Here is an 11,766-nt window from a genome sequence, read left to right as displayed (position 1 = left end):
CGGCATGATCCTGACGGCCTCGGGGCCGGCGTCGCCCCGGGGGTCACCCGACGACGATCGCCCCGTCGAGATCCATGTAGGGGTGGCCGTAGCCGCAGTACGTCCGGCAGCTGAAGGTGAAGTCGCCGCGGCGGGACGCCGAGAGGCGAACGGTCGCGGGGGACGAGGCGTTGCGGGGCAACGCGACGGGGTGCATCATCATCCCGCCACCCATCCCGCCCATGTGGTTTCCCCCCGACGGCATCACCGCGAGGCTGTGATCGGGATACCGCTCGTTGGCCGCTTCCAGCCGCTCGTGCAACGTCCCGTTCCGCGGTGGAGGAACGCGCCCCTCGTTTCGTTCCTCGAGGGTTTCGTGATCGGGAAGCGCCTCGCGGATCGCGGCCGGAAGCGTTCGAACTACCCGCTCAGCGCCGGTGTTGAACGCCACGAGCGTCACGGAGGCCCCGCGATCGACGACGGCGCGATCGAGTTCCCCGCCCGACTCGTCGAACGCGACGAACCCCCAGTGATACGCCCCGGCGTAGAGCGTGACGGCGTCGCCGCCTCCCGAGGGAGCCCCCAGGCACCCGGCCAGCGCGGCGGACCCGAGCGTCCCCAGGAACGCGCGGCGGGACGACGCCTTCATCCGCTCACTCCCCGCGCCGGAGTCTCCCGCGGCGCTGCTCGAACTCCTCCTCGGTGAGGTCGCCCCGGGCGTACGCCATCCGCAGTTCCGCGAGGGCGGGGTCGCCGTCGGTACCGACGCGTCCGACGAGACCGCGGTAGAGGGCGTAGCCGACGCCGAGCAGGATCAACAGCCAGACCAGCATCACGCCGACGCCCCACAGCGGGGAGAGTCCGCCGACCGGTTGGCCGCCCCACCACCAGCCCATCATCCCCATCATCGGCATGGCGAACACCATCATCAGGAGCGGAAACAGGACGATGACGCCCAGGACGACAGCGACGACGCGGAGCAGTCCATCGCTCGTGCGCGTAGTAGCCATGATTACACCGGACCCCGTTCGAGGCCGACGGCAATAAATATAATTCAGCCGTCACGAATTCCGGAGTAACCCGGGAACGACACCGTCACCCGGTCGCGAAATCGGGGTCGTTCGGGACCCGTCGATGTCCCGGCCGTCGGTCGCGTCCCCGAACCGAGGACGGCGGGCCAAGGATCGGGGGAAACGATCAGGCGGTAGCGACGGCTCGCCACGTGGGGGTGTCACTCCCGGGGGCCGACGCGCGCGAAGAACTCCTCGAAGATCCGCAGTTCCTCCTCCTCCGTGACGTGCTCCGAGCGCATGCACGCGTGGGCGATCTTGTGGACGAGCGCCGGATCGGAAAACGCGGAGCCGGGCTGAGCGGACCGTTTCTCGATCCGGGCGTCGAGCGCCTCCACCCGCTCTGCGAGGTCGTCGACGCGGTCGGTGAGGTCCTGTACGGAGCGGGGGGTCTGATCGGGTTCTTTCGGTTTCATGGTGTCGGTGTCGAACATCGTCTCTACGAACTCCCGTCGGTTGGTCCACTCGAAGCCGTCGATCGAATTGACGCGCTGATTGACGGTCGTGCGACTCACGTCGAGCACCTCCCCGAGTTCCCGCTGGGTCGCCTCGGGGTTCTCGTGGATCGCGCGGAGGGCCTGGCGCTGCTTCGCCGTCAACCGGGCGGGGTCGGACTCCGGGGTGTCGGCGGACCGGGCATCTCGCTCGTTCGTAGCGGCGTCCTGGGCTCCCACCGGCGGATCGTGTTCCTCGCTCGGGTCGCTTCCCGCTCCGCCGATTTCGTGCTCACCCTTCGCCGGGTCGCCGTACTCCTCGAGGACCTGTTCGACGAGCTTCGTCGACGCCCCGCTCACGTCGGCCGCGAGTTCCTCCATCGACGCGTCCGGACGTGACCGGGCGGCGTCCAGGATCCGCTTGTGTATCACGGCCCGCGGCATGGGCGATGGCAGCGGCGCGTTCCCAGTCCCTGAAGCGTGCGGCGAATCACTCATGTCCTATCCCCGTCGTGTGCGATAGCCTGCCACGGGTTGGCGTTAGCCAAGGAGTAGGTCAACTTATAGTTACCTGAACATCTACATATTCATATATGTCTTTATATCTAGTACGTCGGTGGCGCGTTCGACTGCCGCGAGTGGGGGACGCTCGCCGTCCCCCTCGTCGTCATCGCCGCCACGACGAGCCTGCCGGCGGGTTCGTCAGCGTCCGCGCGGCCAGAAACGACTCGAGCGTCACCAGTCTCACGAACATCCTCGGGAGCAACACGTTCGATCTCCCGGTCGCGATCCCCGTCGGCGTCATCCTCGCGAGATCCGCCGCCGTCAACTCTCACGACTGTCCCGATGATGGGCTTTCTCGCGTTCGCGACGCTCGCGTTCGTCGTCTTCACCCGAACGGGACGTTCGACGTGACCCGCGGCGCGGAGGGAGGCCCTCGTCTCCGCAACCACTAAACGCGCCTCGCGCCTCCCTCCGGTACTGGTAGACTGGACGGAGGGGTCCCCGACGAGCTAAATATATCTTGAACAACAATACGAGGGTTGTTCGCTCAGACCGACCGAATTCCGCAGATAGATTCGATATCGAGCCTGAATAGGCAGGCTACCGGATATAATCGCGGTTGCGTGCTCGAATACGTGCGTGAGGGCCAGATTCTCATGGCGAAAACAGGGGTGTTCATGCACGTGAACCGTTACCTCAACGTTGCCTGTAAAACCGTATATCGAGGGACCTCACATCGGATTTACAGACACAGTCCTACGGGTGACGGAACTCGTCAACGGTGAGCGCATCTAGATACTCGACACTCACGTACCGATACTCCACCTGCTCGGGAAACCCGTGCTTCGGTAATAACGCTTCAGCCGCCTTTCCGGCAGGCTTGTCGGTCGTCAGCAACACATCTCAATGCGATCCTCGTCCCGATTCGCTTCGTTCGCGATGAACCGTCGAGCCTGGTCCATTACCGTCGAAACGAGGGGTATCGTGTAATCGAGTTCGTTAGCGACAATGATCCAGCCCTCGTCGATCCCTTCTTGCCAACGCGTACCGCCGGACAGATACTCCCGGGTATCAAGGTCGCCACCCAGCTCTTCGTAGACACGTTGTGGGATGAGCAGGGATACACCCGCTTGCCGGACCACCCGCCGAAGTTTCCGATACTTTTCGTTGGTCGATCCACCAGCCCGCACGAACACGCCGGTGTCGGCGACGTAGACAGTCGTCATTCGTCGTCGCGGTATGCGAGCACCACCGGTTCGAGCGCCTGCAAGATAACCTCCGCTTCGAGCGGCGAGCAGTCAAGTTCGCGAGTGGCGATTCGGTGGTTGACCGTCCCGTCCACGTATTCGTGCGCGTAGTCTAGCGCCGTCGCGAGGCCGTCGATGCCGTGGCGTTCGATGTAGAGGTCGATATCGTCGTCGGCGGTGCGGCGCGCGACTGCCTCGATGAGTTCGGGTGTGATCGTCCGCGTCTGCCCATCCGAAGAGAGCGTGAGCGAGACATCTTCCGCTACGTACTCGTACGGTCGCTTCTCCGCCGTCTTCGTGAGTAGGTCGGCACCTTCGAGTTTGCGGACGTAGTCGTACGCCGTTCCTTGCGGAACGTCAACCTGTTCTACAAGGTCAGCCACCGTCGTCGGTCCTGCGTGCAGTACATAGGCGTAGACGCGAGCGAGGACGGGCGTTTCGATAAGTTCCACGACCGTGCGTAGTTGCTCGATCGAGGGCGCGGGCGGGGTGGGCTGTGACTGCGCCATCTCAATTACGAATAGTACATAATACAAAATAACCCTTTCGACGCCAACGAAACAGGCAGGTAGCTCGGAAGTACACAGACGTGCGGTAATCCCGCCTTAGTGGTTCGAGCGAGGCGGCGTCCAGAGACAACCGGAGGAGTTCCCGTCGACTCACGCTCCGCAACCACTAAACGCGCCTCGCGCCTCCCTCCGGTAATGGTAGACTGGACGGAGAAGTACCGCCCTTCGACGCTCGCGGAGGTGCGCGGGAACAACAAGGCCCGCGACGCCCTCCGGGAGTGGGCGGAGACGTGGGAGGACCACCGGGAGGCGGTCATCGTCCACGGGTCGCCGGGCGTCGGGAAGACCTCGGCGGCGCACGCGCTGGCGAACGACATGGGCTGGGCGACCATCGAACTCAACGCCTCGGACCAGCGCACGAAGGACGCCATCGAGCGCTACGCGGGCGGCGCGGCGATGAACCAGTCGCTCTCGGGGAGCGGTCGCCAGCTGGTCGTCCTCGACGAGGCGGACAACATCCACGGGAACGCGGATCGGGGTGGCGCGCGCGCCGTCACGACGCTCGTCAAGGAGGCCGAGCAGCCGGTCGTGCTCATCGCCAACGAGTTCTACGACATGTCCCAGGCGCTCCGGCGGGCCTGCCAGACCGTCGAGTTCCGGGACGTCTCCGCGCGCTCGATCGTCCCCGTGCTGCGCGACATCTGTCGCCGCGAGGGCGTCGAGTACGACGAGGAGGCGCTCGAGGCCATCGCCGAGGCCAACAGCGGCGACCTCCGCGGGGCGATCAACGACCTGCAGGCGCTCGCCGAGTCCGCCGAGCGGCTCACCCGCGAGGACGTGGTGACCGGCTCGCGCGACCGCACCGAGGGGATCTTCGACCTGCTCGACGCCGTGTTCAAGGAGGAGGACGCGGAGGGGGCGCTGAAGTTCTCCTACGACGTGGACGAGACGCCGGACGACGCGATCAGCTGGATCGAGGACAACGTCCCGAAGGACTATCACGGGGCGGAACTCGCGGACGCCTACGGCGCGCTCGCGGCGGCGGATCGCTGGCTCGGCCGGGTGCGCGCCACGCAGAACTACTCGTTCTGGCGCTACGCGAGCGGGGACATGACCGCCGGCGTCGCCGCCGCCCGCGCCGAGCCGAAGGGCGGCTGGACGCGCTACGGCCCGCCGAGCTACTGGTCGAAGCTCGGGCGCTCGCGGGCCAACCGCGACAAGCGCGACTACGTCGCCCGACACGTCGCCGAGGCGGGCGGCATGAGCATCTCGACGGCCCGCCGCGAGGTCCTGCCCTACCTCGCGGCGATGACCCACCACTGCAAGAACCGCGAACTCACCGTCGAGATGGTCGCCCACTACGACCTCGAACCCGAGCACGTCTCGTTCATCACCGGCAGCGGCAAGGACACGAAGAAGGTCCAGTCGATCGTCGAGGAGGCCGAGGAGCGCCGCGAGCGGGCCGCCGTGGAGCACTCCGGCGGCGCGTTCGAGGGGGGACGGGCGAGCGCCCCCGACGAGGGAGAAGACGAGAGCGAGGAGGGGGGCGACGCGAGCGAGGCTGAGGAGGACGAACCGATCGAGGCCGACGGGGACGGGCAAGCGCCGTCCGGCGGGGGAGGGGACGAGTCGGAGGACGACGCTGACGTCGACGCGGGCGACCAGCAGTCCGGCCTGAACGACTTCCTCTGAATCCGGGTCCGGCTAGCGACGCCGGTGTCGCGCCGCGTCCAAGCGACGACCGCCCCCGATCGTTCGACGGGGCCGGACGACCGGCGTATTCACATCCGGACGCTCTGTCCGGGGGGCCAGTGGTCCGTACCGCGAGCGAGCGAAGTGAGCGAGCGGACCGACGAACCCCCGAAGGAGCGGAGCGACTGAGGGGGTAAGGAGGGTTTTGCTCCAGCTTTTGTCAGGGAGTCGGCGGCGACCGCGAAGCGTGTCGCCGCCACACGACCGCAGCAAAAGGTGGTGGTTCTAGTAGGGAATGACCCGGAACCCCTCGGGCAGCAACAGTCCGAACAGGAGAAACAGGAGGGCGGCGATCCCCGCGGAGACGAGCGCGTAGGGGATCTGCGTTCGGACGTGGACCATGTGGTCGCTACCGCTGGTCGAGGAGGCGAGCACCGTGGTGTCGGAGATGGGCGAGGAGTGGTCGCCGAAGATGCCCCCCGAGAAGACCGCCCCGAGCACGAGCGGCAGGTTCGCCCCGCTCGCGAACGCGATGGGGATGGCGATGGGGAACATGATGCCGTAGGTCGACCACGAACTGCCGTCCGAGAAGCTGACGAAGCTGGTGACGAGGAAGACGCTCACGGGGACGATCCACGCCGGGACGCCGCGGAACCAGTCGGTGACGAAGTTCGAGATGCCGAGCGTGGTGACGGCGTTCTGGATCGAACTCGCGAGCATGAGGATGACCGCCGCGAGGAAGATCCCCTTGAACCCCCGCATGAGTGCGTCGGTCCCGTCGTCGTTCGAGGGGATGTTCCCCTGGAGCCGGTAGGTGACGAACGCGAGGAGCATCGCGGCCGTGGCGGCGAGGCCGAGGCGGACGCCGCCGATGTCGAACGACCACTTCCCGCCCGCCGGGAGCCACAGTTCGTACCCGGCGAGCGAGGCGGCGAGGGTCATCCGAGGGGCGCTGATCACGGGGGTCGACCGCCAGAACATCGCCCCGAGGCCGACGGCGATCATCGCGAGGATCGGGATCGCGAAGTTGCGCCAGTCGGGCGTCGCGCCCTCGTACATCTCGTAGGCGGCCATCTCCTCGCTTATCATCGGGTCGTGGTCCGCCCCGACGACGCCGTCGCCGTTCCGGGCCCGGCGCTCCTCGGTGCCCATCTCCCGCAGGTTCGGGAACACCTGCCAGGCGACCAGCGCCGCGACCGCGAGGGCGATCCACGAGTAGAACCCCGTGAAGAGCGTGTTGAAGAAGAGCGGCCAGATCTCCTGGGTGACCGCCGAGGCGGACTCGCCGGACCCCTCGACGTAGCTTCCCATCGATCCGGGGAGGGTTCCCTGCCGCTGGGCCTCGACGAGCCCCGCGCCGATGAAGCCGATCATCGCCGCGCCCCACGTGGAGTAGAAGGCGAGGCGGGAGGCGGGGCTTCCCGCGGAGTCGACGTAGTAGGCGAGCTTCGCCCGCGAGACGTCGTACCGGTCGGTCAGCGGGCGCATCATCGAGCCGACCACGAGGCAGTTGAAGTAGTCGTCGATGTGGACGGCGATCCCGGCGAGGAAGGCGGCCTTCTCGGCGTCGGCGGGCGAGTCGGCGCGCTCGGCGAGCGCCTCCAGCACGCCCTGGATGGCCCCCGCGCGTATCATCAGCCCGATGAGGCCGCCGATGGCGAAGATGGCGAGCAGGACGTTCTCGACGTACCACGAGTCGCTGAACAGCGGGGCCGTCGCCACGAGCTGAGGGACGGTCTTCAGCCCGAAGATCGCCCCCAGCGCGATGCCGACCGGCCCCGTCTGCGATCCCGCGGGGACGCCGACCGCGCCGGGGACGAACGCCCCGTAGACGACGCCCGCGCTCGCCACGCCCAGGAACAGCCCGATGAGCGCGTCGCGGGTGTACCACGCCAGACCGATGGCGACCAGCGCCGGGACGAGCGACCAGACGCCGGCGTCGATGCTCTCGAGTGCCATGAACGCCCGTCGAAGGGTGCGAACAAAAGCAGTTTGGGACGCCGACGCGGTCAGCGCCCGTCGCGGACGCCCAGCCCGGGGATCGCTACGGCCCGCTCGACGCGGTTCATGAACACCGTCGCCGAGAGCACCAGCGCGAGGTAGAACAGCGCCACGAGCAGGTAGACGTCCTGGTAGCGGAAGGTGTCCGACGCGATGTCCTGCGCCCGGGTGAACAGCTCCGGGACGATGATGAACGTCGCCAGCGAGGAGTACTTGATGAGGTAGACGAGTTCGTTCGTCCAGCCGGGGATCGCGTAGCGCAGCCCCTGCGGGAGGACGACGTACCGGATGCCGTCCAGCTGCGAGAGGCCGATCGAGCGGGCGGCCGTCAGCTGACCCGAGTCGACCGACTCGACGGCCGCCCGGATGTACTCCGCCTGGTAGGCCGCGCTGTTGATCGTGAAGCCGACGATGGCGACCCACACCGCCGCGGCGGGGAGCGGGCCGAACGTGAACGACTGGAAGTACTGCGAGAGGTTCATCCCGTAGTAGACGACGAACAGCTGGGCGAGCAGCGGCGTCCCCCGGATGAGTTCGACGAACCCGAGCGACAGCGACCCGGTGATCGGGCCCCCGTAGATGCGCCCGACACTCAGCGCGACGGCGAGCGGGAGCCCGAGCAGGATGCTCACGACGGTGAGCACGACGGTGAGCCACGCCCCGGCCGCGAGATCCGGCAGGCTCGTGACGCCGATCGCGACGAACGCGGCGACGTCGCCGAACCACGAGAGCAACCCGGCGACGAAGTCCGCGGAGACCGCCAGCGGTCCGGCCGTCGAGCCGATGACCTCGGCGTCGACGTGGAGCCCCTCGGCGGCCCGTTCGAACGGCGCGCTCGGGAAGAACGGCTCGCGGTAGCCCGCCCACAGCGCGATCCAGCGGGCGATGAGCCACGTCCAGAACAGCGCGCCGGCCGCCGTGCCGATCCGCCGCCACGACGGGAGGCCGAACCGGGTCCGTGCGACCGTCTCGCCGCTCATGCGGGTCCCTCTTCGAGGGCCGTCAGCCGCCGGAGGAACTCGGCGGTCCGGTCGCGCTCGGGGCGCTCGAACAGCTGCTCGGGCGGGCCGCGCTCGACGATGTAGCCGCCGTCGAGGAACATCAGGCTCGTCGCCGCCCGGCGGGCGAACCCCATCTCGTGGGTGACGACGAGCATCGTCATCCCACCCTCGGCGAGGTCGCGCATCACCTCGAGCACCTCGCCGACGAGTTCGGGATCGAGCGCGCTCGTCGGCTCGTCGAAGAGGAGGATCTCGGGGTCCATCGCCAGCGCGCGGGCGATGCCGACCCGCTGTTTCTGCCCCCCGGAGAGTTCGGCCGGGTAGGACTCGGCCTGGTCCGACAGCCCGACCTCAGCGAGGTGGCGGTCGGCCGTCGCGTTCGCCTCCTCGCGGTCCATCCCGAGGACCCGACGGGGGCCGAGCGTGACGTTCTCGCGGGCGGTGAGGTGCGCGAAGAGGTTGATGTCCTGAAAGACCATCCCGACGCGCCGGCGGAGGTCGTTCACGTCCATCGCGAGGACGGACTGTCCGTCGAGGAGGACGTCACCGCCCTGGAACTCGGTGAGGCGGTTGACACAGCGCAGGAGCGTGCTCTTCCCGCTCCCGCTGGGGCCGATGATGACCTCGACGTCCTGCCGATCGATGTCGAAGCTGACGTCCCTGAGTACCTCCTCCTCGCCGTACGACTTCCGTACGTTCTCGACGCGCAGCAGTGGGTTCTGGCTCACGTGTTTCCTCCGGGGATCGCGTAGTACTGACCGAGGTAGTCGAGCGAGCGGTTCGTCGCGAACGTCAGCACGAAGTAGATCAGGCTGATGACCAGGAACAGTTCGAGCGTCGCCGTCGTCTGCTGGATGAAGATGTCCTCGCCCCGGGCGAACAGCTCGAACAGGCCGATGGCGAACGCGACGCTCGTGTCCTTGAGCACGATGGTGAACTCGTTCTGGAAGCCCGGGATCGACCGCCGGAGGGCCTGTGGCATGATGACGAACCGGATGGCCGCCACCTTCGACAGCCCGACCGACCGGGCGGCCTCCATCTGCCCCTCGCTCACGCTCTGAAGCGCGCCGCGGAAGATCTGCGACTGGTAGGCGGCGCTGCGAAGGCCGAGCCCCAGCGTCGCGGCGGCGAACGCCCCCTGCGCGAACGTCACGCCGAACAGCGTCGAGTCGGCGTTGGGGAAGGGGATCGGCACGACGAAGAACGTGATGACGAGGATGACGAGAATCGGCGTCCCGCGGATCGCGACGCCCGCCGCGCGGACGGCGCTCCGAAGCGGACCGCGGCCGTACACCTCGATGGCCCCCGCGGGAAAGCCGGCGAGGAGACCGAGCAGGAGGCTGGCGACGGTGAGCAGGATCGTCACGACGAGCCCCTCGAGGAGGTACGGGAGGTTCTCCCAGATGAACAGCCAGTCCTCTACCTGCGTCGGGAGCAGGTCGGCCCAGCCACCCTGTAGCAGTACCGGCACGTGCGACGGGTCCATCCCTTACGCCTCGCTGAACCACTTGTTCCGGAGTTCCTCGTACGTCCCGTTCTCCTCGACCGCCTGCAGTCCCTCGTTGAGCGCCTGCCGGACCGCGTTGTCGTCCTTGCGCACGCCGAAGCCGTACGCCTCGCCGGTCTCGTAGGTGAACGCGATCTCGACGTCGCGCTCCTGCTGGAACGTCTGGGCGACCGGCTTGTCGAGGACGACGGCGTCGACGTTTCCGTTCTCGAGGTCGGTGACCGCGAGGACGTAGTTGTCGTAGGCCTTGTAGTTGGACGGTTCGAGCTTCCCTGCGTCGACGAGTTCCTCCTGGACGACCTGCTCGCCGGTCGTCCCCTTCTGTGCGCCGATGGGGCGGCCCGAGAGGTCGTCGAGCGACGAGGGCGAGAAGTCCCCGCCCTTGGCGACGAGGATCGACTGGTCCGCCTCGTAGTAGGAGTTCGTGAACGAGATCGTCTGCTCGCGCTCCTCGGTGATGGTCATCGCGGCGGCGATGACGTCGATGTTGCCGCTGGTGAGCGCCTGGATGAGCGAGTCGAACTCGAACTCCTTCCACTCGCCGAGCTCGTAGCTCGTCTCCGCGACGACGGCCTCGAGCAGTTCGACGTCGAACCCCGTCAGCTCGCCGCCCTCCTTGATCTCGAACGGCGGGAAGCCCGGCGCGGTGCCGGGGACGATCGTCCCGCCGACGTCGCCCGTCCCGTTACCCGTCTGGTTCCCCGTTTCGTTGCCCGTCTCGTTCCCGGTCCCGTTGCCGTCCCCGTCGCCGGCACCGCCGTTACCGCCGCCGGTGAGACAGCCCGCCAGCGCGACGACCGATCCCGCGCCGACTGCCTTCAGGTACGCTCTCCGTCCGAGAGATCTGCCGTGACTCATGTTAGCAGAACAGGCCGTTGGCGAAAATAAAGCTACTCACTTGAATCGACGCCAGTTCGTCGAGTTCACTCGCGATAACAGGTTTCGAATCCGAACCCTTTCGCGTCCGCTCCGCCGGTCTCCCGCGTCAGTCGCCCCCCGGGAGACCGCCGGAGCGGGCGTCGGTCGGACCCGCCCGCGGGATAAGCCGGAGCGCGACGACCGCCAGGACGAACGCGAGGAGCGCTCCCCCGAGCACCAGTACCTGTCCCGCGTCCCCGAACACCTGCCGTCCGACGACGAGGAGGCAGAAGAGGACGGCCGCCGCGACCGTCGTCGCGGCGCGCGCGGTCGCCGGCGTCGCGTCGTCGGCCCACACCGCCACGGCGAGGAGCGCGGCGTACGCGAGCATCCCCACGGCGTAGTACGCGACCTGCGCCGTCTCGTCGTAGACGACGAACAGGCGGGGCGTCAGCGCCACGAGCGCCGGGAGCGAGACGACGGCGACCGTCGCGGCCCGCCGGGCGCGGTCGCGTCCCCCGTCGAACGTCCACAGGGCCGCGAGGACGACGCCCGTGAGGATGGCCATCGCCGTGACGAAGTGCGCGGTGAGGATGAGCAGTTCGTACTGCGTGACGGTGAGCGCGCCGAGACCGATCTGGGACGGGAGGAGCAGCGTCGCGAGCGCGAGCGCGTAGCGGACCCGGCCCTCGACGCCCGAGCGCCACGCCGAGACCGTCGTCCCGAGGATGACGAAACCGGTCGCCATGGCGACGAGCCGGTGGAACCACTCGACGAAGCTCGCCCAGTTGGCCGGGAACAGTCCGAAGACCGCGCCGTCGCACAGCGGCCAGCGGGCGTTACAGGTCAGACCGGCACCCGCCGCCGCCGTGTACACCCCGAGCAGGACGAGCAGGAAGGTCAGCCCCGCCGAGGCCCCGACGAGGGTGCGAAAGCGGTGGTCCATACGCCGACTCGGGGCCGG

The 11,766-nt window shown here is 67.8% G+C and carries 12 protein-coding genes and 1 pseudogene; 2 read left to right on the top strand and 11 right to left on the bottom strand.

Annotated features, from left to right (window positions below):
• Positions 1 to 43: 43 nt before the first annotated feature.
• The 3 genes from P1K31_RS14455 to P1K31_RS14445 form a co-directional block, all read right to left on the bottom strand.
• Complete coding sequence (locus P1K31_RS14455; RefSeq protein WP_276304033.1) at positions 44 to 628, bottom strand: cupredoxin domain-containing protein; 585 nt, start codon at positions 626 to 628, stop codon at positions 44 to 46.
• Between the two features lie 4 nt (positions 629 to 632).
• Positions 633 to 989: an SHOCT domain-containing protein gene (locus P1K31_RS14450; protein ID WP_276304032.1), complete on the bottom strand. Its 357-nt coding sequence runs from the start codon at positions 987 to 989 to the stop codon at positions 633 to 635.
• 221 nt (positions 990 to 1,210) lie between these two features.
• On the bottom strand, positions 1,211 to 1,981 hold the full coding sequence (locus P1K31_RS14445; RefSeq protein WP_276304031.1) for a winged helix-turn-helix domain-containing protein: 771 nt from the start codon (positions 1,979 to 1,981) through the stop codon (positions 1,211 to 1,213).
• A gap of 162 nt (positions 1,982 to 2,143) precedes the next feature.
• Between P1K31_RS14445 and P1K31_RS14440 the strand changes: the two are divergent.
• A pseudogene (locus P1K31_RS14440) lies at positions 2,144 to 2,383 on the top strand (calcium:cation antiporter family protein); the annotation flags it as partial.
• Positions 2,384 to 2,877: 494 nt separating this feature from the next.
• Here the strand turns inward: P1K31_RS14440 and P1K31_RS14435 are convergent.
• Entirely contained in the window at positions 2,878 to 3,213 is a 336-nt protein-coding gene (locus P1K31_RS14435; RefSeq protein ID WP_276304030.1) for a PIN domain-containing protein, read from the bottom strand.
• Positions 3,210 to 3,743, bottom strand: coding sequence for a DUF7437 domain-containing protein (locus P1K31_RS14430; protein WP_276304029.1), 534 nt, complete (start codon positions 3,741 to 3,743; stop codon positions 3,210 to 3,212). Before P1K31_RS14430 ends, P1K31_RS14435 begins: the two co-directional genes overlap by 4 nt.
• Positions 3,744 to 3,938: 195 nt before the next feature.
• Here P1K31_RS14430 and P1K31_RS14425 point away from each other — a divergent pair, with 195 nt between their 5' ends.
• Complete coding sequence (locus P1K31_RS14425) at positions 3,939 to 5,435, top strand: replication factor C large subunit (RefSeq protein ID WP_276304028.1); 1,497 nt, start codon at positions 3,939 to 3,941, stop codon at positions 5,433 to 5,435.
• 285 nt (positions 5,436 to 5,720) lie between these two features.
• Here P1K31_RS14425 and P1K31_RS14420 read toward each other — a convergent pair whose 3' ends face one another.
• The 6 genes from P1K31_RS14420 to P1K31_RS14395 form a co-directional block, all read right to left on the bottom strand.
• Positions 5,721 to 7,394: a Na+/H+ antiporter NhaC family protein gene (locus tag P1K31_RS14420; protein ID WP_276304027.1), complete on the bottom strand. Its 1,674-nt coding sequence runs from the start codon at positions 7,392 to 7,394 to the stop codon at positions 5,721 to 5,723.
• 50 nt (positions 7,395 to 7,444) lie between these two features.
• The gene (locus tag P1K31_RS14415; protein WP_276304026.1) at positions 7,445 to 8,416 is read right to left on the bottom strand and encodes an amino acid ABC transporter permease; all 972 of its coding nucleotides are present in this window, start codon (positions 8,414 to 8,416) and stop codon (positions 7,445 to 7,447) included.
• Complete coding sequence (locus P1K31_RS14410; RefSeq protein ID WP_276304025.1) at positions 8,413 to 9,165, bottom strand: amino acid ABC transporter ATP-binding protein; 753 nt, start codon at positions 9,163 to 9,165, stop codon at positions 8,413 to 8,415. The genes P1K31_RS14415 and P1K31_RS14410 overlap by 4 nt, the downstream gene beginning before the upstream one ends.
• A complete protein-coding gene (locus P1K31_RS14405) occupies positions 9,162 to 9,923 on the bottom strand; it encodes an amino acid ABC transporter permease (protein WP_276304024.1) in 762 nt (253 codons plus the stop codon). The genes P1K31_RS14410 and P1K31_RS14405 overlap by 4 nt, the downstream gene beginning before the upstream one ends.
• Before the next feature lie 3 nt (positions 9,924 to 9,926).
• Positions 9,927 to 10,802 (bottom strand): basic amino acid ABC transporter substrate-binding protein, encoded by an 876-nt coding sequence (locus P1K31_RS14400; protein WP_276304023.1) that lies wholly within the window; start codon positions 10,800 to 10,802, stop codon positions 9,927 to 9,929.
• A gap of 127 nt (positions 10,803 to 10,929) precedes the next feature.
• On the bottom strand, positions 10,930 to 11,748 hold the full coding sequence (locus tag P1K31_RS14395; RefSeq protein WP_276304022.1) for a COX15/CtaA family protein: 819 nt from the start codon (positions 11,746 to 11,748) through the stop codon (positions 10,930 to 10,932).
• Positions 11,749 to 11,766: the final 18 nt, after the last annotated feature.

Origin of the sequence: Halomarina halobia (genome assembly GCF_029338575.1) — an archaeon.
Classification (GTDB): Archaea; Halobacteriota; Halobacteria; order Halobacteriales; family Haloarculaceae; genus Halomarina; species Halomarina halobia.
Note: the sequence above shows the minus strand (reverse complement) of the source record. Positions and strands in the feature narration are given on the sequence as shown.

What these genes read in the sequence shown, in the direction of transcription:
- P1K31_RS14415 (WP_276304026.1), bottom strand. Translation starts at nt 8,416, where the DNA reads ATGAGCGGCGAGACGGTCGCACGGACCCGGTTCGGCCTCCCGTCGTGG.
- P1K31_RS14430 (WP_276304029.1), bottom strand. Translation starts at nt 3,743, where the DNA reads ATGGCGCAGTCACAGCCCACCCCGCCCGCGCCCTCGATCGAGCAACTA.
- P1K31_RS14400 (WP_276304023.1), bottom strand. Translation starts at nt 10,802, where the DNA reads ATGAGTCACGGCAGATCTCTCGGACGGAGAGCGTACCTGAAGGCAGTC.
- P1K31_RS14395 (WP_276304022.1), bottom strand. Translation starts at nt 11,748, where the DNA reads ATGGACCACCGCTTTCGCACCCTCGTCGGGGCCTCGGCGGGGCTGACC.
- P1K31_RS14425 (WP_276304028.1), top strand. Translation starts at nt 3,939, where the DNA reads ATGGTAGACTGGACGGAGAAGTACCGCCCTTCGACGCTCGCGGAGGTG.
- P1K31_RS14405 (WP_276304024.1), bottom strand. Translation starts at nt 9,923, where the DNA reads ATGGACCCGTCGCACGTGCCGGTACTGCTACAGGGTGGCTGGGCCGAC.
- P1K31_RS14420 (WP_276304027.1), bottom strand. Translation starts at nt 7,394, where the DNA reads ATGGCACTCGAGAGCATCGACGCCGGCGTCTGGTCGCTCGTCCCGGCG.
- P1K31_RS14445 (WP_276304031.1), bottom strand. Translation starts at nt 1,981, where the DNA reads ATGAGTGATTCGCCGCACGCTTCAGGGACTGGGAACGCGCCGCTGCCA.
- P1K31_RS14455 (WP_276304033.1), bottom strand. Translation starts at nt 628, where the DNA reads ATGAAGGCGTCGTCCCGCCGCGCGTTCCTGGGGACGCTCGGGTCCGCC.
- P1K31_RS14450 (WP_276304032.1), bottom strand. Translation starts at nt 989, where the DNA reads ATGGCTACTACGCGCACGAGCGATGGACTGCTCCGCGTCGTCGCTGTC.
- P1K31_RS14435 (WP_276304030.1), bottom strand. Translation starts at nt 3,213, where the DNA reads ATGACGACTGTCTACGTCGCCGACACCGGCGTGTTCGTGCGGGCTGGT.